The sequence below is a fragment of the Amycolatopsis kentuckyensis genome, assembly GCF_002155975.1.
Taxonomy (GTDB): Bacteria; Actinomycetota; Actinomycetes; order Mycobacteriales; family Pseudonocardiaceae; genus Amycolatopsis; species Amycolatopsis kentuckyensis.
In genome coordinates this window covers 1-18,483 of sequence record NZ_MUMI01000075.1, presented here as the reverse complement: position 1 = coordinate 18,483, position 18,483 = coordinate 1, and the positions used below count along the sequence as shown (strand labels likewise).

Sequence of the window (18,483 nt, the reverse complement as noted above, 5' to 3'; positions counted from 1 at the left end):
AACGCGATCGCGGGAATTCCCCGCGCATTTCAGGGATTCGACGGAAAATCCGGCACTTCGCCGTCGATCAATTCACGGAGTGTCAATCCACGCAGACGACGCCGTTCGAAGTGATCGGCTCGTCCGCGGCGCCCCCGGGAGCGCCGCCGCCCGCGGCCGCGCCGGGACCGGAGTAGACCGCCCCGAGCACCACCTCGATGTGGCCGGCCGGCACCGACGCGGCCTGCTGCGTCGTCAGCCCGCCCAGCGCCTTCGCCACCTCGGCACCGCGCCCGGCCAGGTCGGGACCGAACCGGACCAGCGACGTCCGCCGGGAGGCGGTGTTGCCCGCCGGGCTCGCCGTGAACCCCTTCTCGCGCAGGACGCCCGCCACCCGGGCCGCGAGGCCTTCCTTCGAGCTCGCGTTGGCGACGTCGACGGTGACCGCCGTGTCCGGGGCGGCCGGTCCGGTCGGCGCGGCCGGCGCCGCGGGTCCGATCAGGCTCGCCGCGAAGGCCTTCACCGCGGCCGGGTCGACCTGCACCGCCGTCGCGCGCGGGTCGCTCTTGCTGTAGCGGTAGTCGACGTTGACGACCGGGATCGTCGCGAACTGGATCCCGCCGCCGCTGACCCCGCGCATCTGCCCGACGAAGTCGAGCAGGTTCCACGAGTCGTCCAGCACCACCGAGCGCTTCACGGCCTCGATCAGGTCGGACAGCTTCCCCGGATCGGCCAGCGTGCCCGCCGAGAGCACCTGCCGGGCCAGGCCGGCGAGGAACACCTGCTGGCGCCGGACGCGCGCGAGGTCGGTGCCCGGGAGGCCGTCACGCTGCCGGACGAAGGCGAGCGCGTCCGCACCCGCGACGCGCTGCGGGCCGGCCGGGAAGTCCGCGCCCGAGTTCTTGTCCTTGGTGGCCTTCTTCAGGCAGACGTCGACTCCGCCGACGGCCTTGCTGATCTCGTAGAAGCTGAGCAGGTTGACCTCGGCGAAGTGGTCGATCTTCACCCCGGTGAGGCCCTCGACCGCCTGGCGGGTCGCCCGCCGGGCGGCGGTGAGCGCGCTCTGGTCGATCTTCGCCTTGTCGGACTCGCCCGCGTTGCGCAGCCGCCGCGCTTCGGCCGCCTTCGCGCGCCCGAACGCGGCGTTGATCTTGCCCGGCCCGCCCGCCATCGAGACGTAGCTGTCCCGCGGGATGGAGAACGCTTTCACCTCTTTGGTGCCGTTCGGGATCCGCAGCACGATCAGGGTGTCGGTGAGGTCGTCGCCGTTGGCGCCGGCCCGCAGCTCGCGCAGCACTTCCGGCGCCAGCGGGTTCCCCTGGTTGTCACTCCGGGAGTCGCGGCCGACCAGCAGGATGTCGAGGGAACCGTCGGCGGGCTGTTCCCCCGGCTTCGTCTCGCCCTCCGGGTCGATGACGCTGTCGCGCTTCACCTCGTCGAGGGCGCGGAGGTTCACGTAGCCGTACGCCGTGCCGCCGAACACCACGAGAGCCAGCCCGGCGACGGCGATCTTCCCCAGTACATGCACGCCACCCTGGACGCCCGGGCGCCGGGAACCGCTGCACGAGTGAGAGCTGGGTCACATCCGCAGGTGGGAGGCGCCGTTGAGATCGAGGATCGTCCCGGACGCCCACGTCGCTTCGGCGGAGGCCAGGTACACGACGGCCGAGGCGACCTCCTCGGGCGTGCCGACCCGGCCGAACGGGCTCTGCGCGCGCAGCGCGTCGTCGATCCGGTCGGCGACCCGTTCGGTGGCGGTGAAGCCGGGTGCCACCGACGTCACCGAGATCCCGTGGGGCGCGAGGGAGACGGCGAGCGACTGGCCGAAGGCGTGCAGCGCGGCCTTGCTGGCGCCGTACGCGGGGTGGTCGGGCTCGCCCTTGAACGCCCCGCGCGACCCGATGTTGACGATCCGGCCCGGCGCGCCGCGCCCGATGAGGTGCCGGGCCACGCAGTAGCTGAGGTTCGCGGCGCCGACGAGGTTGACGTCGACGGTGCGCCGCCAGATCCGCTGCCAGTCCGCATAGGACACTCCGGCGACCGGGTGCGCGGTCTCGGCCGACGTCGCGACGGCGGCGTTGTTCACCAGGACGTCGACGCCACCGAGCCCGGCTTCGGCCGCGTCGGCGATCTTGCGGACCGCCTCGGGATCGGCCAGGTCGCCGCCGATCAGCACGTGCCCTTCGCCGGGGAGCGCTTCCAGCGTCTCCTCGGCGTCGGCGGTCCGATGTCCATAGTGGACAGCGATCCGGTCGCCGCGCGCCGCGAAGGCCAGCGCCACGGCCCGGCCGATACCCCGGGAAGCCCCGGTGACGAGAACCCCGCGCACGGCACCCCTTCCGCTCTGTGACCCCATGATCCCACGGACGGCGTTCGGCGCAGCGCACTGGCCGGAGCGGAGCAACGCCCGCGACCGGGACGTGAGCAGCGGGTGAACGCCGGGCGAATTCGATCTTGGCCGGTTTCCGCCCGCGTGCGGCGTCCCTAGGCTCGAGAGCACCGGAATCCGTTACGCACTGGGGGTTTTCCATGATCCGGTTCGTTCTAACCGTCGCCGGCCTCGCCGCCGCCGCGTCCGTCGCCGTCACCGGTCCCGCCGAAGCGGCGACCTACCACAACATCATCAACTACAACAGCGGCCAGTGCCTGTCGGTCGAGGGCGGCGGCAGCACGAGCAACGGCGCCAACGCGATCCAGTGGGTCTGCAACGGCGGTGGCGAGCAGGCCTGGGGCTGGTCCGGCCACCGGCTGGTGAACCACAAGAGCGGCAAGTGCCTGTCGCTGGCCGGCGGCGGCAGCTCGGCCAACGGCACCGAGCTCATCCAGTGGACCTGCAACGGCGGCCCCGAGCAGGACTGGTACTACCGCGACTACCACCTCTACAACGGCAAGACCGACAAGGTCGCCTCGATCGAAGGCGGCGGCACCACCCGGATCGGCGCGAAGGCGATCCAGTGGTTCGACAACGGCGGTCCGGAACAGTACTGGACCTTCCGCGACGCGATCATCGACGCCTGACGCGTGGGGGCGCCCGGTGCCACCGCACCGGGCGCCCCCACGCTCAGCCGAACAGCTGGACCAGCTTCAGGAACAGCTGGTAGACGCCGTAGCCGAAGGGGATCACCACCCACGCCCAGGCCAGCACGATCAGCGGCATCCGGTTGGGGTTCGCCGACGGTTCGCTCATCACGCCTCACTCCTCACGGCCGCGGGGACCGGCTCGTGGAACTTCTCCTTGACCGGCCGCACCAGCTCGTTGGCCACGAAGCCGACCACGAGCAGGCCGATCATGATGTAGAACGACATCGTGTAGAGGTCCGGGCCGGACTTGCCCGCCGCCTTCTCGCCGTCGGCGATGCGGTTGACGATCAGCGGGCCGAGCACGCCCGCCACCGACCACGCCGTGAGCAGCCGGCCGTGGATCGCGCCCACCTGGTAGGTGCCGAAGAGGTCCTTCAGGTACGCCGGGACCGTCGCGAACCCGCCGCCGTAGAACGACAGGATCACCATCGCGCACAGGATGAACACGAGCTTCGACGAGTTCTGCGTCAGCGCGATCACCAGGTACAGCAGCGCGCCGACGCCGAGGTAGGTGCGGTAGATGTTCTTGCGGCCGACCAGGTCCGAAGTGGACGACCAGACGAACCGGCCGAGCATGTTGCACAGTGACAGCAGCGCGACGAACCCGGCCGCCGCGGCCGTGCCGACCGGGGTGGACGTGCTCTTGAAGAAGTCGACGATCATCGGGGACGCCTTCTCCAGGATCCCGATGCCCGCGGTGACGTTGAAGCACAGGACAACCCACAGGCACCAGAACTGCGGCGTCTTGATCGCGTTGGCGGCCGAGACGTTCGCCGTGCTGATCATCGCCTTGCCGTGGTCGGTCTTCGGCTCCCAGCCCGCCGGCTTCCAGTCGTCGGCCGGGACCCGCACGAGCAGCCAGCCCATCGACATGAACGCCGCGTAGACCAGGCCGTGGATCAGGAACGCCGTCGCGATGGTGCTCGTCGTCGGCGTGGTACCCAGCATCGACGACGACCACGGCGAGGCGATCAGCGCGCCGCCGCCGAAGCCCATGATCGCGATGCCGGTGGCCATGCCCGGCCGGTCCGGGAACCACTTGATCAGCGTCGACACCGGCGAGATGTAGCCGATGCCGAGCCCGATGCCGCCGACCCCGCCGTAGCCGACGACGACCAGCCAGAACTGCCCGGTCGCCACGCCGAGCGCGGAGATGAGGAATCCGCTGGCGAAGCAGCACATCGACACGAACATCGCCCAGCGCGGGCCGTTCTTCTCGACGAGCGTGCCGCCGAACGCGGCGGACAGTCCCAGCATGACGATGCCGAGCTGGAACGGCAGCGAGCTCTGCGTGCCGTTGAGGTGCATCGTCTTCTCGAGCGGGGTCTTGAAGACGCTCCACGCGTAGGCCTGCCCGATCGACAGGTGTACCGAGAGGGCCGCCGGCGGCACCAGCCAGCGCGTCCAGCTCGGCGGTGCCACGATCCGGGATCGGTCCAGGAAGCCGAGAGCCATCGGTTCCCTCCGTATTCTGGGGTTGATGGAGGGAATGTATTACTAAATACCCGGTGTTGCACCATACGAGTGTCGAACTTTCGGGCAGCGAAGGGTGTGCTGATGGGCAGGGTGACCGTGCGCAGGCCGGTGCGGCGGATTTCCGCGACCGGGGACCGGCGCCGCGTCGACGCGCTGGCGGCCGAAGAGCCCCTGGAGCTGCGGGTCGGCGGCCGCGCGCTGGCGGTCACCATGCGCACCCCCGGCCACGACGTCGAGCTGGCCCACGGCTTCCTGCTGTCCGAAGGCGTGATCGGCGGCCGGGAGGACATCGCCGTCGCCCGCTACTGCGACGGCGTCGACGACCAGGGCCGCAACACCTACAACGTGCTGGACATCGCGCTGGCCGACGGTGTCCCCCCGCCGGACACCGGGGTCGAGCGCAACTTCTACACGACGTCGTCGTGCGGTGTCTGCGGCAAGGCCGCGCTGGACGCGGTCAAGCTCCGCACCCGCTTCTCCCCCGCCTCGGCGGCGTTCGCGGTCAAGAGCGAGACCCTGGCCGGCCTGCCGGACGCGCTGCGCGCCCGCCAGAAGGTGTTCGCCACCACGGGCGGCCTCCACGCCGCGGCCCTGTTCACCCCGGACGGTTCGCTGGACGTCGTCCGCGAGGACGTCGGCCGGCACAACGCGGTGGACAAGGTGCTGGGCTGGGCGGTCCTCGGGGGCCGCGTCCCGGCACCCGGCCACGGCCTCCTGGTGTCCGGGCGCGCGTCGTTCGAGCTGGTCCAGAAGGCCGCGATGGCGGGCATCGGCCTGCTGGCCGCGGTGTCGGCACCGTCGTCCCTGGCGGTGGAGCTGGCCGAGGAGAACGGCATGACCCTGATCGGCTTCCTCCGCGGCGACTCGATGAACCTCTACACCGGCGACCACCGCATCCTGACCTAGCCGCCCGACACGTGTCGTCTCCCTGATCACGCGTGTCGTCTCCCCAATCACGCGAGTCGTCCCTTCGATCACGGGAGTCCGCGGCTCGGCACGCCCAGCGTCGTGTCTGGAAGGTCGACACGCGTGATCAGCGGGTCGACACGGTTCAGCCGACCGGGACCCAGTTGCCGTGGAAGCCGTGGGGGACGCGGTCCGGCAGGTGGATCGCCGCCACCGTTTCCAGGGTGCCCGCGTCGAGGATCGTCAGGTCGCTGCGCTGGGTCGCCGGGTCGAACACGAAGCCCATCAGGACGCCGTCGTCCTCGGCCGCGTCGTCGTGGCGGGGGACGAACACGAACTCGCCCGGCTGGCGGCCCGCCCCGAACGCGCGCTCGTCGCGGGAACCCGTGTGGAAGTCGTGCTTGAACAGCGAGCCGCCGGGCTGGGCGCCGCCGTCGGCCGACATCGCGTAGCCGTAGCGGTGGCGGCGGCCGACCAGGCGCTCGTCCACCCGCGGGAACTCCTGGCCGCGGTCGTCGAGGCGCTCCTCCAGCACCTTGCCCGCCACCAGGTCGACTGTCCAGCGGTCCAGGGTCGGGCCGCCCTCGTCCGGGCCGTGCAGCTCGCGGTCGAACATCCGCGGGTGGCGGACGACGTCCAGCACGACGCTGTCGCCGTCGTCGTAGGCGTTGAGCGGGTGGAAGACGTAGCACGGCTCGACGTCGAACCAGCGGACGTCCCGGTTGCCGCCCGCGCGCGGCATCACGCCGATCCGCGCCGGGTACTTCGGGTTCCAGCGGTAGGGCAGGCCGCCGTTCGCGCCGATCTTGCCGGCCATCATCGCGGTCACCGGGTCCGGCACGCGGACCTTGCCGACCATGGCCGACACCACCAGCTTCGCCGGCGTGCGCAGCGCGGCCGGCACGCTGGCGGCCACCGCCATCTCGGCGTTGAACGTCACCGGCAGGTCGTAGAAGACGACGTGGTTCTCGGTCAGCGAGAAGTCGTGCATCATCGGCGACCCGGTGACCTCGACGTCGACCGTGCGGCGGGCGCGGCCGGCCGCGTCGATCACCGAATACTGGACCTTGTTGCCCATGCCGAAGAAGTACGAGACGGCGTGCAGCTCGCCGGTGCGCGGGTCGCGCTTGGGGTGGGCGGTGTAGCCGCCCGGCAGCGTGCCGTCGAAGTCGCAGCGGCCGACGGTGTCGAGCTCGTCGGTCAGCTCGTAGATCGGCGCGCCCGCCTCGACCAGGGCGAGGGTCTTGCCCGCGTGGCCGATGACGTTGGTGTTCGCGCCGAGCGCGTCCAGCCCGCAGAACCGGCTCGCGTCCTCGCCGCCCAGCGTCGCCGCGACGGCCGGGTTGCGGACCCACCGGTTGCGATACCACTCGGCCTTCCCGTCGCGCAGGCGCACGCCGTGGACCATGCCGTCGCCCATGAACCAGTGGTAGGCCGCCGGATCCACTTCGGACAGCGGATTCGGGCCGTTGCGCAGGTACCGGCCGTCGAGGAACTCCGGGATCCGGCCCGTGACGGCGAGATCGGTGATCGTGTGCTCCCGGCTGACCGGGGCGAAGTTGCCCTCGAGGAACTTGTTGGCCATGGATCCCCTCCATAACTCGGTTATGGATCCATGTATAACAGGGTTATGAGATACTGGCAAGCATGAGCCCCAAACCGCGCGCGACCGACGTCAAGGCCCGGCTCGTCGAGGCCGCCATCCGGCTGCTCGACGAGAACGGCCCCGAGGCCCTGCAGGCCCGCAAGCTGGCGGCCGAGGTCGGCGTCTCGACGATGGCCGTCTACACGCACTTCGGCGGGATGGCGGCGCTGGTCGACGAGGTCGCGCGGGCCGGCTTCCTCCGGCTCAGCGAATGGCTGGCCCAGGTCGGGGCGACCGACGACCCGGTGGCGGACATCTTCAGCCTGGCCCGCACCTACCGGCAGGCGGTCGCCGAGCAGCCGCAGCTGTTCGCGGTGACGTTCGGCCAGTCCACGCCCGGCGGCAAGCGGGCGACGCTGTCCGACCTCACCACCGAGGAAGGCCGCGAAGCCGCTCAGGAAGGGCTGGAGGCCTTCGCCCACATCGTCCGGGCGACCGCGCGGGCCATCGCGGCCGGCCGGTTCCGGCCCGTCGACGAGTACCAGGCCGCGGCCCAGCTCTGGAGTGCGCTGCACGGATTCGTCACACTGGAGGCGTCGGGCCACTTCGGCCCCGGTGAACAGGGCATAGACCACATTTTGATCCCCCTCGGGATCACCATGGCGGTGGGTCTCGGGGACACTGTGGACCGAGCCGGGCGCTCCGCCGAGGCCGCGAGGGCGGCTTGGCGGGCGAAGACCGGAAACGCCGGGCAGGGTGATAACGAATAACCCGGTGAACAGGGGCGCGAGGGAACGCGGAGCGGGTGCGCGGCGTCCTTATCGAGGGGGCAGGGGGATGGAGACAGGGTGAACGAGGACAACGGGGACGCGGAGCCGGCCGGAGCGGTCGTCGAGGCGGTCCAGGGCGCCCGGCGGTGGATCGGCCGCCGTTCGGTGCTGATCGCGGGCGCGTCCGGACTGGCCGTGACCGGGCTGGCCGTCGGCACCGCGACCGGCAAGCTGCCGTTCAGCCAGGCCCTGCAGCGGACGCTCGGCGTGACGTCGTCGAACCCGACGACCCAGCTGGGCAGCACCCGCGTCGAGCGCGTCTACTCCGCCGCGCGCGGCCGGATGGTCGACCTGGTGTTCATCCTGCCGTCGAAGACCCCGCCGAAGGGGCTGCCGATGTCGCTGATGCTGCACGGCCTGCACGGCAACGCCCGCAGCGCGGCCCCCACCGGCACGCTCAAGCAGCTCGCCAGCGACGTCGCCCGCAAGGCGGTCCCGGCGTTCGGTTTCGTGGCCGTCGACGGCGGCGACAACTACTGGCACGAGGTCCACCCCGGCGACGACCCGATGGCCATGCTGCTGGAGGAGGTCCCCCAGTGGCTGCGGGCCCGCGGCTTCGCCGGGCCCACCGGGCTGCCCTTCGCCTGCACCGGCGTCTCGATGGGCGGGTTCGGCGCGCTGGTGTACACGCGCCGCCGGGTCGAGCGGCGCCAGCCGCCCGCCGCCGTCGCGACGCTGGCCCCGGCGCTGATCACGTCGTGGCCGGAGATGGCCAAGCGGCACATCTTCACCGGCATCCAGGACTGGACGGCGCTCGACCCGCTGCGCCACATCGACGAGACCAAGGGCGTGGCCAACGGCATCTGGTGCGGCACGGAGGACTCGTTCATCACCGGCGTCCGCCGCTACATCGAGGCGGCCCACCCGGCGGTCGCCCACACCGCCCACGGCAAGCACGGCGACCCGTTCAACCGCACGGTGGTGCCGAGCCTGATCAGCTTCCTCGGCAAGCACGTCCCCCGCGCCGACTGACCCGGGCCGGCCGCCCACGCGGCGGCGGGTCAGCGGGTGAAGTGGATCCGGGTGGTCGTGCGGCCCGGGACCCAGTAGGTGCGGACCAGGTCGGCCAGGCGGTTGACCAGCAGCAGGCCACGCCCGCCCAGGGTGGTCGCCGCGGGCGGGATGCGGCCGGCCAGCGGCTCGGCGATCGTGCCGCCGTCGCTCACCTCGCCGACCACCTGCGCCGCCTCCACCCACAGCCGCAGCACGCCGGTGCCGCCGCCGTAGAGGACGCTGTTCGTCGTCAGCTCGGCGATCGCCAGCGCGAAGTCGTCACGGCGAGGCCGGCGCAGGCCGTGCCGGGCGGCCCAGATCTCGGCGAAGCCGCGCAGCGACGCCAGCTGCCCGAGGTCGAACCCGCGCTCGACCACGCCCGGTGGCGGCTCGAGCGGCCGGGTGAACTCCGCGCGGACGCCGTCGGGGTCGAAGCGCGGGCTGATGAACGGCCCGGCCAGCCCCCAAAGCTCCGGGTGGGTGCGCTCGGCGTCGGCCAGGACCGGCGGCGGCAGCGCCCCGACGTCGTACGGGCAGAGCACCGCCAGGTCACGCCCCGCGAAGGCGTTGTTGATGAGGGCTTCGTGCACCACGCACGCCGGGTACTCCGAGTCCGTGCGGCCGGCCCAGATCGGCTCGCCCACGATGCGCACCGGGCCGTCGTGCTCCCCGGCGAAGGCGTGCAGCACCGACGGCAGGATCGCGCCCGGGTTGCGGCCCGCTCGATGCATGTCGATGAGCCGTACTTCGTTCGCCCGGTCTTCCAGGGCCTTCTCGATCAGCAGCAGGTTGCGGCCGGGGACGGCGACGGCCGCGGGCTCACCCCGGTCGAGGCCTTCGAGCAGGAACGGAATGACACCATCCAGGTACTCGGTGTCACCGCGATAGAAGAGTGCCGGATGCCGGAACGGTCTGAGGGCATCTACCACGGCACTGTCTTACCCCGGGAGCGGCAGCTTCAAACCCTCCGGACGTCGGGACTTCACTCCACCCAACGGCCGACGACCGAAATCAGCCAGAAGCCGACGATCGTCGCGAGGGCGAACAGCAGCACCCAGTTGACCAGCTGACGCCGCTCGGTCACCCCACGGGCCTGCCGCAGCCCGTAGGCCGCGACGACGAACAACGGCACGGGGATCAGCGGCAACGGCGAGAGCCGGGACACGACAGCGACGACACACGTGCCGGTGAACACGGCCAGCATGCCCATCAGCACGCGGTGCAGCCACGGGTACCGGTCGGCGACGGACGCGATCACGCGCTCGCTCAGCTCGCGGAACCCCAGGACCGGCCCGGCCGGGGTGGTCCCGGCGGGTTCCGGGGCCGGCGGCGGCGGCGCTTGCACGCCGCCGCCCGGAGCGGCCCCGGAACCCGGGAAGGAGTCAGCAGTCATTCAGCTTTCCTGTCGGGTCTCCGGGCCGGGCGGCCCGGAGACGCCCGGGTCAGGCCGACTTCTCGCCGCGCTCGCTGCGCGCGCGCCGCGTCGGCTGCCGGGCGACGATCGTCGGGTTCACGTTCTCCCGGACGGTCTGCTCGGTGATGACGACCTTCGCCACGTCGTCGCGGCTCGGGATGTCGTACATCACCGGCTGGAGCACTTCTTCCATGATCGCACGCAGCCCGCGGGCACCGGTCCCGCGCAGGACCGCCTGGTCGGCGATGGCCTCGAGCGCGGTCTTGGTGAACTCGAGCTCGACGTTGTCCATCTCGAAGAGCTTCTTGTACTGCTTCACCAGGGCGTTCCGCGGCTGGGTGAGGATGTTGACCAGCGAGTCCTTGTCCAGGTGGTTCACCGTCGCCACGACCGGGAGGCGGCCGATGAACTCCGGGATCAGCCCGAACTTGATCAGGTCCTCCGGCATGGTGTCGGAGAAGACGTCGCTCTCCTCGATCTCGGACTTGGTGCGGATCTCCGCCCCGAAGCCGAGGCCGCGCTTGCCGACCCGCTCGTTGATGATCTTCTCCAGCCCGGCGAACGCGCCGGCCACGATGAACAGCACGTTCGTCGTGTCGATCTGGATGAACTCCTGGTGCGGGTGCTTGCGGCCGCCCTGCGGCGGCACCGAGGCGGTGGTGCCCTCGAGGATCTTCAGCAGCGCCTGCTGGACACCCTCGCCGGAGACGTCCCGGGTGATCGACGGGTTCTCGCTCTTGCGGGCGATCTTGTCGACCTCGTCGATGTAGATGATCCCGGTCTCGGCCCGCTTGACGTCGTAGTCCGCCGCCTGGATGAGCTTGAGCAGGATGTTCTCGACGTCTTCGCCGACGTAACCCGCTTCGGTCAGCGCCGTGGCGTCCGCGATCGCGAACGGCACGTTCAGCAGCTTCGCGAGCGTTTGCGCCAGGTAGGTCTTGCCGCACCCGGTGGGACCGAGCATCAGGATGTTCGACTTGGCGAGCTCGACCGACTCCTCCTTGGAGTCCTTCGGCCCGGCCTTGTCGTCCGCCTGGATGCGCTTGTAGTGGTTGTAGACCGCCACCGCGAGCGTCCGCTTGGCGTCTTCCTGGCCGATGATGTACTGCTCGAGGAACTCGTGGATGTCGGCGGGCTTGGGCAGCTCGTCGAGTTTGACGTCGCCGGCCTCGGCCAGCTCCTCCTCGATGATCTCATTGCAGAGGTCGATGCACTCATCGCAGATGTAGACCCCGGGGCCGGCAATGAGCTTCTTCACCTGCTTCTGGCTCTTCCCGCAGAAAGAACACTTCAGCAGGTCTCCGCCGTCACCGATCCGTGCCATGGCCGTTGACCTCGTCCCCTCCGGCGCGGGTTTCCGCGCCTGACGTGTGTTGCGACGGTGCGACCCCCCCGGCACGGTGACCGGGTGCGAGCCTCACGCATTGCCACTGACGGTACCCGTCCGATGCCGCGAGCGGGAACACCCACGAGCTCCGGGAGCACGTCAGAGGACGACCCTAAACCAGTATGCCGGTGCGTGTCGTCTTCTCGACACACACCGGCCTGGCGGATCTTGCTACAGAGCCGACGCCTTACGGTACGGCAGCACCTCGTCGATGATGCCGTACGCCTTGGCCTCTTCGGCCGTGAGGATCTTGTCGCGCTCGATGTCGGTCCGGATCTGGTCCGGGTCCTTGTTCGTGTGCTTGGCCAGGATGACCTCCATCTGGCGCCGCACCCGCTGGATCTCGTTCGCCTGGATCTCCAGGTCGGAGACCTGGCCGTAGGTGCCCTCGGTGGCCGGCTGGTGGATCAGCACGCGGGAGTTCGGCAGCGCGTAGCGCTTGCCGGGGGTGCCGGCCGCCAGCAGCACCGCGGCGGCCGAGGCGGCCTGGCCGAGGCAGTACGTCTGGATGTCCGGGCGGACGAACTGCATGGTGTCGTAGATCGCCATCAGCGAGGTGAACGAGCCACCCGGCGAGTTGATGTAGACCAGGATGTCGCGGTCCGGGTCCTCGTGCTCGAGGTGCAGCAGCTGGGCCATCACGTCGTTGGCCGACGCGTCGTCCACCTGGACGCCGAGGAAGATGACCCGCTCTTCGTACAGCTTGTTGTACGGGTTCGACTCCTTGACGCCGTAGCTGGTGCGCTCGACGTAGGACGGCAGGATGTACCGCGACTGGGGGAGGTTCGGAGCCCGGAAGTCATCACCCGGGAGCCTGAAGTTGCTCATCGAAAGTCTCCTTGGTGCTTCGGGCTCAGCGCGAGCCCGCGCGGGCGATGTCGGCGGTGAGGACGTGGTCCACGAAGCCGTAGTCCTTCGCCTCCTGGGCGGTGAACCAGCGGTCGCGGTCGCCGTCCTTGATGATCTGCTCGACCGTCTGCCCGGTCTGGTCCGCGGTGATCCGGGCCAGCTCCTGCTTCCACTTGTTGAACAGGTCCGCCTGGATCGCGATGTCCGACGCCGTGCCGCCGACACCGGCCGAGGGCTGGTGCATCAGGATGCGGGCGTGCGGCAGCGCGTAGCGCTTGCCCGGGGTGCCCGAGGAGAGCAGGAACTGCCCCATCGAGGCCGCCATGCCCATCGCGTAGGTCGCGACGTCCGGGCGGATCAGCTGCATGGTGTCGTAGATGGCGAACCCGGCGGTGACCGAGCCACCCGGCGAGTTGATGTAGAAGCGGATGTCGGACTCGGCGTCGTCCGCGTCGAGCAGCAACAGCTGCGCGGTGATCCGGTTGGCGATCTCGTCGTTGACCTCGGAACCGAGGACGACGATGCGCTCCTGGAGCAACCGCTCGAACACCGAGTCGGTGAGGGTGAGCCCTGCGGTTCCGGTCCGCGCCTCGGGCGTGTGCTGCGTCACGTCTGCCTGCCTTTTCGCCGGCGGCGGCCTGGTGCTGCCGGCCACCGCTGTCGTTTCAGATGCTTGAGATCTTGTATCCGACCCTAACGAACTTGGGCGGTGCAGAATGCCTGACACCGCCCAAGTTCGCTCACAGCTTCACTCCGCCGGAGTCTTCGCCGTTTCGTCGGTGACCTGCGTCTCCTCGGTTGCCGGCTCGTCGCTGCCGAACAGCTCCGACAGGTCGACCTCGGCGCCGGAGCCGTCGGTCACGGTCGCCTTGCGGACGACCGAGGCGAGGGCCTTGCCGCGGCGCACGTCGGCGTAGATCGCGGTCAGCTGGCCGGACTGCTGGGCGCGCTGGACGTACTCGTCCGGGCTGATCCCGAAGCGCTGGGCCTGGTAGATGATCCGCTCGGTGAGCTCACCGTCGTTGACCGACACCTCTTCCTTGTCGGCGATGGTGTCCAGCAGCAGCTGCGTGCGGACGGCCTTCTCCGACTCGGTGCGGGTCTCCGCGTCGAACTCTTCGAGCGTGCGGCCTTCGGCCTCGAGGGCCTGCGCGAACTGGGCCTCGTCGTGGTCGAACGGGTGGATCGCGTCGTGCTTGCGGTTCTCGATCTCGGCGTCGAGCACCTTCTCCGGGATGGGCACCTCGGTGCGCTCCAGGAGCTCGTCGAGCACCTTGTCGCGGGCCTGGACGCCCTGCTGCATCTTCTTGACGCGGCCGAGCCGCTCGCGCAGGTCGTTCTTGAGCTCGTCGATCGTGTCGAACTCGCTGGCCATCTGCGCGAACTCGTCGTCGGCCTCGGGCAGCTCGCGGGTCTTGACCGACTGGACGGTCACGGTCACCTCGGCGTCCTTGCCGGCGTGCTCCCCGGCGACGAGCTGGGTGGTGAACGTCTTGGTCTCGCCGGCGTTCGCGCCGACGATGGCCTCGTCGATGCCGTCGACGAGCTGGCCGGAGCCGATCTCGTAGGACAGCCCGCTGGTGCTCGCCTCCTCGACGGCCTGGCCGTCTACGGTGGCGGACAGGTCGATCGAGACGAAGTCGCCGGTCTCGGCCGGGCGCTCGACGCCGGTCAGCGTGCCGAAGCGGGCACGCAGCTCGTCGAGCTGCTCCTCGACCTCCGCGTCGGTCAGCTCGACGTCGTCGACGGTGATCGCGAAGCCGTCCAGGTCGGGCAGCTCGATCTCCGGGCGCACGTCGACCTCGGCGGTGAACTCGAGCACGTCGCGGTCCTCGAGCTTGGTCACGTCGAACTCGGGGTTGCCGAGCGTGCGGACCTCGTTGGCGCGGACGGCCTCGATGTACTTGGCCGGGATGGCCTCGTTGACGACCTCGTCGAGCACCGGGCCGCGCCCGATCCGGCTTTCCAGGACGCGAGCGGGCGCCTTGCCGGGCCGGAAGCCCGGGATGCGCACCTGCTGGGCGATCTTGCGGTAGGCGCGGTCGAAGTTCGGCTTGAGCTCGTCGAACGGCACCTCGACATTGATCTTGACTCGCGTCGGGCTGAGCTGCTCGACGGTGCTCTTCAAGGTCTTCTCCTCGAGCGGTAACGATTGTGGTGGACAATCCTGCGGAAATGGCCCCTGGTCGCCTTCGGACCGGGACATCCGAGTCTAGGCCAGTGGCCTTCGCCACCGGGCCGGGGGCCACCTGCGAGGTCAGGCGCCCAGCATCCGGCCGATCACCCAGCGCATCTGGCCGCTCGCCTGCGCCACCGACCCGCTCGGCTGCACGAGGTGCGAAAGCAGCAGCCGGACGATCGCCTCGACCGCCACCGTCCACTCGGAGAGCGTCAGCCCCGCCTCCGGGTAGCACCGCGCGAACAGCGCCGCCACGGTGCCGACCGAGCGCTCGAGCACGCCCTCGGGCCGGGTGGTCAGCAGCGGGAGGAAGTCGTCCCGGCCGGCGCTCGGGCAGCCGAGCGCGATCAGGATCAGCGGGTTGACCCGGGCGGCTTCGAGGGTCTGGCGGAACGCGGCGGTGACGCCGTCGACCGGGCGGCCCGGGTGGGCGGCGGCGACCTCGGTCACGCGCTCGGCGAACCGCTCGGTTTCGCGCAGCACCAACGCCTCGGCCAGCTCCGCCTTGGAACCGAGTTCGTTGTAGACGGTCTGCCTGCTGACGCCGACGTGCGCGGCCAGCTTGCCCATCGTCACCGCGGCCCAGCCGTCGCCGGCGATCAGGTCGGCGGCCGCGTCCAGCAGCCTCTCCCGGGTGCGCGCCGGGGCGGAGTGGGTGACGGCCTTCACACGGTCAGCTTACCCACCGCTTGCATTCTCCAGGCCGAGACCTTTTTTCAAAGCGTGGCGCGACGTTTACAAACCCCCGTGGGTTGTCTACGGTGACTCCCGCCTCGCCAGGAGCTTCTCGACCGAGGAGACCGCTCGATGCCCGTCGTCGATACGCCGCCGCGTGGCTCCCGGACGCCCGGAACCCCGACCGCGGCGGGTGTCCCGGGCCCGCGCTCGGTGCCCTCGCCCCGCATCCCGTTGCCCCGCCTTTCGGTGCCGACGCTCCTGTTGTTCGCCGGCGGGGCCGCGTTGTGGGCCACCGCGACCTGGCTGCTGCTGGCGGGGATCGCGCCGCCGGTGTACACCGTGCCGCTGCACGCGATCGTCACCTTCACGATGTTCACCGTGGTGCACGAATCCGCCCACCACGCCGCAGGGAAGCTGACATGGGTCAACGAGGTGCTCGGCCGGCTGGCGATGCCGTTCGTCGCGGCGTACGCGTCGTTCCCGCTGCTCCGGTTCATCCACAGTGAACACCACCGGAACACGAATGCGGACTCCCACACGGATCCCGACGCGTGGACGTCGCAGGGAGCCTGGTGGTCGCTGCCGTTCCGCTGGCTCACCATCGACTTCTGGTACGCGCGCTTCTACACCGCCCGCGTGCGCACCCGGCCGGCCCCGGAACGGGCGGAGACGATCGTGCTGCTGTCGCTGGCGTTCGTCGCGACCGCGATCCTGATCGCCTGCGGTCACGGCCGGGAACTGCTGCTGGGGTACCTGCTGCCGCAGCGGATCGGGCTGGCCGTGCTGGCGTGGTGGTTCGACTGGCTGCCCCACCACGGCCTGCCGGCGGCGAAGCCGCGCGACAAGTTCGGCACCACGCGGGTGCGGGTGGGGCTGGAGTGGCTGATGACGCCGATGATGCTGTTCCAGAACTACCACCTGGTGCACCACCTCCACCCCGCCGTGCCGTTCTACCGCTACCTGCGGGCCTGGCGGGACAACCGGGACGCCTACCTGGCCCGCGACGTCCCGATCATCACGGCGTGGGGCCGCGAGCTGACGCCGGCGGAGTACCGCGCGTGGCGGCGGCTGGCCGACGGCCTCGGCGACCGGGAGCCGTGCCCCGAGCCACCGCCGCTCGGACCGAGCCGGTTCCACCGGCTGCGGGTGCGGGAGGTCCGGCCGCTGACCGCGGACGCCGTCGCGATCACCTTCGACGTCCCGCCGCACCTGGCACCGGAGTTCCGGTTCTCGCCGGGCCAGCACGTGGCGGTCCGCGCGGTGGTCGACGGCCAGTCCGTGCGGCGGACGTACTCGATCTGCGCGCGGGCGGACTCGGGCGAGCTGCGGATCGCGGTGAAGCGCCGAGCCGGCGGAGCCTTCTCCGGTTTCGCGACCACGAGACTGGCCGCGGGCGACTTCCTCGACGTCCTGCCGCCGTCGGGCGCGTTCACGCTCACCCCGGATCCGGCCCGGACCGCGCACTACGTGGCGCTGGCCGCGGGCAGCGGCATCACGCCGGTGCTGTCCATCCTGGTCAGCACGCTCGACGCGGAGCCGCACAGCCGGGCGACGCTGCTGTACGTCAACACTTCGGGCGCGACGACGTTGTTCGCGGCGGAGCTGAGCGCGCTCGCCGAAGGCTTCGGCGGGCGGCTGCACGTCGTCCACTACCGCACCGACGAGCGCGACCCGGACCTGCACGCGCACCGGCCCCGGCACTTCGACACGATCGGCGAGGCGCTGGCGATTTCGCACGAGCGCTACCAGCGCGGGCGGCTCGACGGGACCCGCCTGCGCGCGCTGCTGCAGAACCGGCTGCACCCGGCGAAGGTCGACGAGTGGTTCCTGTGCGGGCCGCGCGGCCTGACCGAGATGGCCCGCCGCACCCTGGCCGACGCGGACGTCCCGGAGGAGAACGTCCACTTCGAACTCTTCCGCGGCGCGGCACCCTTGCGCGACCCGGCGGGCTCCCCGGCGAGGGTGGCGGTGACGCTGGGCGGCACGACGACGTGCGTGCCGGCCGAAGCCGGGGAGACGGTGCTGGACGCGGCGTTGCGCGCGGGGTACGAGGTGCCGTACTCGTGCACGGGCGGCGCGTGCGGCACCTGCCGGGCAACCCTGCTGCACGGCCAGGTGGACATGGACGTCCGCTACGCGCTGACGGAGGACGACGTGGCGGCGAGCCGGATCCTGACGTGCCGCTCCCGCGCGACGACCCCGGAGGTCGCGGTCGACTACGACCGCCGCTGACCTCCGGAGATCGCCGCACGTATGGTCGCGCAGTGCGGGGCTACCCCATCGACCTCAGAAGCGACGAGCAGCGCGTGCGTGCGGCGCGCAGCTTGCTGGGCGACTTCGAGTACTCGGCAGCGCGGGTCGTTGCGCGACTGACCGGTGAGCGCGTCGTGATCCAGGACGACAACAAAGCCGCTCGCACCCCCGATCTGAGGATCGAATACGGCGACGGCAGGGTCGGTCATGTCGAAATCACTGCGGACATCGATCCGAAGTACGCCGAAATGGTCTCCCAGCTGAGGACCAAAGGATCCGAGCACCCCGAAATCCCTGGCCGTGTTCCGGCACCCGAACTCGGACGAGTCTGGTTCGTGACGCTCTCCGCCCGAGCAAGAGTAGCCGAGCTGCGGAAGACCCTGCCCGAAATCCTCGGGAGGTCCACCGAGTCCGAACTGCGAAAAATCGGCATAACGCGAATGTCCTGGAGGGAAGCAGCCGCCGGCGAAGGAGCGATTCTGCTCTACCCCGAGGGGACCGAAGGTCCGTCCGACGTCACCTGGGAACACTGGCACAGCGCACTCGACGACCTGCTGTGTTCCGGCCGGGTTCTCGGCAAGTGCCGCAAGCTGCAGCGGGTGAGCAGCGACGAAAAGCACCTGTTCCTGGGTGCGACCTACACGAGCCCCTGGGAGCTGTACTTCCCCCTGTCACGGGAGTGCACCAACACCCCGCCGGACCCTCCTACGGTGCCCGGATACATCACCCACTGCTGGATCACGGGCGCGTACCAGCTCGGCCGTTGCCTGATGTGGTCGGCGGACGACGGCTGGATCGACACTCGAGCCCACTGGCGCACCGAGTGAAGCCGGCCGAGGTTCGAACCAGCCGGTGCGGCTCCGAGGACTGCTC

General features: G+C 70.4%; 18 protein-coding genes. 6 read left to right on the top strand and 12 right to left on the bottom strand.

Annotated elements, in window-relative coordinates:
* Positions 1–82: 82 nt before the first annotated feature.
* Together CCN39_RS08170 and CCN39_RS08165 are read right to left on the bottom strand one after the other, a co-directional pair.
* A complete protein-coding gene (locus CCN39_RS08170; RefSeq protein ID WP_086839949.1) occupies positions 83–1,507 on the bottom strand; it encodes an LCP family protein in 1,425 nt (474 codons plus the stop codon).
* Positions 1,508–1,558: 51 nt separating this feature from the next.
* Positions 1,559–2,335 carry an SDR family NAD(P)-dependent oxidoreductase gene (locus CCN39_RS08165; protein WP_086839947.1) on the bottom strand — a complete coding sequence of 259 codons (777 nt, stop codon included), beginning with the start codon at positions 2,333–2,335 and terminating at the stop codon, positions 1,559–1,561.
* Between the two features lie 173 nt (positions 2,336–2,508).
* On the opposite strand from CCN39_RS08165, the gene CCN39_RS08160 reads away from it, so the two are divergent.
* A complete protein-coding gene (locus CCN39_RS08160; protein WP_086839945.1) occupies positions 2,509–2,997 on the top strand; it encodes an RICIN domain-containing protein in 489 nt (162 codons plus the stop codon).
* 43 nt (positions 2,998–3,040) lie between these two features.
* Here CCN39_RS08160 and CCN39_RS52565 read toward each other — a convergent pair whose 3' ends face one another.
* Both CCN39_RS52565 and CCN39_RS08155 read right to left on the bottom strand, forming a co-directional pair.
* Positions 3,041–3,166, bottom strand: coding sequence for an MFS transporter small subunit (locus tag CCN39_RS52565; RefSeq protein WP_279629564.1), 126 nt, complete (start codon positions 3,164–3,166; stop codon positions 3,041–3,043).
* A complete protein-coding gene (locus CCN39_RS08155) occupies positions 3,166–4,515 on the bottom strand; it encodes an L-lactate MFS transporter (protein ID WP_086839943.1) in 1,350 nt (449 codons plus the stop codon). The genes CCN39_RS52565 and CCN39_RS08155 overlap by 1 nt, the downstream gene beginning before the upstream one ends.
* Positions 4,516–4,617: 102 nt before the next feature.
* Between CCN39_RS08155 and fdhD the strand changes: the two genes are divergently transcribed.
* A complete protein-coding gene (gene fdhD / locus CCN39_RS08150) occupies positions 4,618–5,442 on the top strand; it encodes a formate dehydrogenase accessory sulfurtransferase FdhD (RefSeq protein ID WP_086839981.1) in 825 nt (274 codons plus the stop codon).
* Between the two features lie 145 nt (positions 5,443–5,587).
* Here fdhD and CCN39_RS08145 read toward each other — a convergent pair whose 3' ends face one another.
* Positions 5,588–7,027, bottom strand: a complete 1,440-nt coding sequence (locus CCN39_RS08145; RefSeq protein ID WP_086839941.1) for a carotenoid oxygenase family protein — start codon at positions 7,025–7,027, stop codon at positions 5,588–5,590.
* 62 nt (positions 7,028–7,089) lie between these two features.
* Between CCN39_RS08145 and CCN39_RS08140 the strand changes: the two genes are divergently transcribed.
* On the top strand, positions 7,090–7,797 hold the full coding sequence (locus tag CCN39_RS08140) for a TetR/AcrR family transcriptional regulator (protein WP_086839939.1): 708 nt from the start codon (positions 7,090–7,092) through the stop codon (positions 7,795–7,797).
* A 78-nt stretch (positions 7,798–7,875) separates the two neighbouring features.
* On the top strand, positions 7,876–8,829 hold the full coding sequence (locus tag CCN39_RS08135) for an alpha/beta hydrolase (protein ID WP_086839936.1): 954 nt from the start codon (positions 7,876–7,878) through the stop codon (positions 8,827–8,829).
* Positions 8,830–8,858: 29 nt separating this feature from the next.
* On the opposite strand, the gene CCN39_RS08130 is transcribed toward CCN39_RS08135, so the two are convergent.
* The 7 genes from CCN39_RS08130 to CCN39_RS08100 form a co-directional block, all read right to left on the bottom strand.
* On the bottom strand, positions 8,859–9,779 hold the full coding sequence (locus tag CCN39_RS08130) for a sensor histidine kinase (RefSeq protein ID WP_086839934.1): 921 nt from the start codon (positions 9,777–9,779) through the stop codon (positions 8,859–8,861).
* 53 nt (positions 9,780–9,832) lie between these two features.
* Entirely contained in the window at positions 9,833–10,243 is a 411-nt protein-coding gene (locus CCN39_RS08125) for a hypothetical protein (RefSeq protein WP_086839932.1), read from the bottom strand.
* Between the two features lie 49 nt (positions 10,244–10,292).
* The gene (clpX, locus tag CCN39_RS08120) at positions 10,293–11,588 is read right to left on the bottom strand and encodes an ATP-dependent Clp protease ATP-binding subunit ClpX (RefSeq protein ID WP_004562779.1); all 1,296 of its coding nucleotides are present in this window, start codon (positions 11,586–11,588) and stop codon (positions 10,293–10,295) included.
* A 234-nt stretch (positions 11,589–11,822) separates the two neighbouring features.
* On the bottom strand, positions 11,823–12,479 hold the full coding sequence (locus CCN39_RS08115) for an ATP-dependent Clp protease proteolytic subunit (protein WP_086839930.1): 657 nt from the start codon (positions 12,477–12,479) through the stop codon (positions 11,823–11,825).
* 25 nt (positions 12,480–12,504) lie between these two features.
* The gene (locus CCN39_RS08110; RefSeq protein WP_086839928.1) at positions 12,505–13,110 is read right to left on the bottom strand and encodes a ClpP family protease; all 606 of its coding nucleotides are present in this window, start codon (positions 13,108–13,110) and stop codon (positions 12,505–12,507) included.
* Between the two features lie 138 nt (positions 13,111–13,248).
* A complete protein-coding gene (tig, locus tag CCN39_RS08105) occupies positions 13,249–14,628 on the bottom strand; it encodes a trigger factor (RefSeq protein WP_086839926.1) in 1,380 nt (459 codons plus the stop codon).
* Between the two features lie 129 nt (positions 14,629–14,757).
* Positions 14,758–15,348: a TetR/AcrR family transcriptional regulator gene (locus tag CCN39_RS08100; protein WP_086839924.1), complete on the bottom strand. Its 591-nt coding sequence runs from the start codon at positions 15,346–15,348 to the stop codon at positions 14,758–14,760.
* A 138-nt stretch (positions 15,349–15,486) separates the two neighbouring features.
* Between CCN39_RS08100 and CCN39_RS08095 the strand changes: the two genes are divergently transcribed.
* Positions 15,487–17,589, top strand: a complete 2,103-nt coding sequence (locus CCN39_RS08095) for a fatty acid desaturase (RefSeq protein ID WP_167455010.1) — start codon at positions 15,487–15,489, stop codon at positions 17,587–17,589.
* A 32-nt stretch (positions 17,590–17,621) separates the two neighbouring features.
* Positions 17,622–18,437, top strand: coding sequence for a hypothetical protein (locus CCN39_RS08090; RefSeq protein ID WP_086839922.1), 816 nt, complete (start codon positions 17,622–17,624; stop codon positions 18,435–18,437).
* Positions 18,438–18,483: the final 46 nt, after the last annotated feature.

What these genes read in the sequence shown, in the direction of transcription:
- CCN39_RS08165 (WP_086839947.1), bottom strand. Translation starts at nt 2,335, where the DNA reads ATGGGGTCACAGAGCGGAAGGGGTGCCGTGCGCGGGGTTCTCGTCACC.
- CCN39_RS08160 (WP_086839945.1), top strand. Translation starts at nt 2,509, where the DNA reads ATGATCCGGTTCGTTCTAACCGTCGCCGGCCTCGCCGCCGCCGCGTCC.
- CCN39_RS52565 (WP_279629564.1), bottom strand. Translation starts at nt 3,166, where the DNA reads ATGAGCGAACCGTCGGCGAACCCCAACCGGATGCCGCTGATCGTGCTG.
- CCN39_RS08155 (WP_086839943.1), bottom strand. Translation starts at nt 4,515, where the DNA reads ATGGCTCTCGGCTTCCTGGACCGATCCCGGATCGTGGCACCGCCGAGC.
- fdhD (WP_086839981.1), top strand. Translation starts at nt 4,618, where the DNA reads ATGGGCAGGGTGACCGTGCGCAGGCCGGTGCGGCGGATTTCCGCGACC.
- CCN39_RS08145 (WP_086839941.1), bottom strand. Translation starts at nt 7,027, where the DNA reads ATGGCCAACAAGTTCCTCGAGGGCAACTTCGCCCCGGTCAGCCGGGAG.
- CCN39_RS08140 (WP_086839939.1), top strand. Translation starts at nt 7,090, where the DNA reads ATGAGCCCCAAACCGCGCGCGACCGACGTCAAGGCCCGGCTCGTCGAG.
- CCN39_RS08125 (WP_086839932.1), bottom strand. Translation starts at nt 10,243, where the DNA reads ATGACTGCTGACTCCTTCCCGGGTTCCGGGGCCGCTCCGGGCGGCGGC.
- clpX (WP_004562779.1), bottom strand. Translation starts at nt 11,588, where the DNA reads ATGGCACGGATCGGTGACGGCGGAGACCTGCTGAAGTGTTCTTTCTGC.
- CCN39_RS08115 (WP_086839930.1), bottom strand. Translation starts at nt 12,479, where the DNA reads ATGAGCAACTTCAGGCTCCCGGGTGATGACTTCCGGGCTCCGAACCTC.
- CCN39_RS08095 (WP_167455010.1), top strand. Translation starts at nt 15,487, where the DNA reads ATGCCCGTCGTCGATACGCCGCCGCGTGGCTCCCGGACGCCCGGAACC.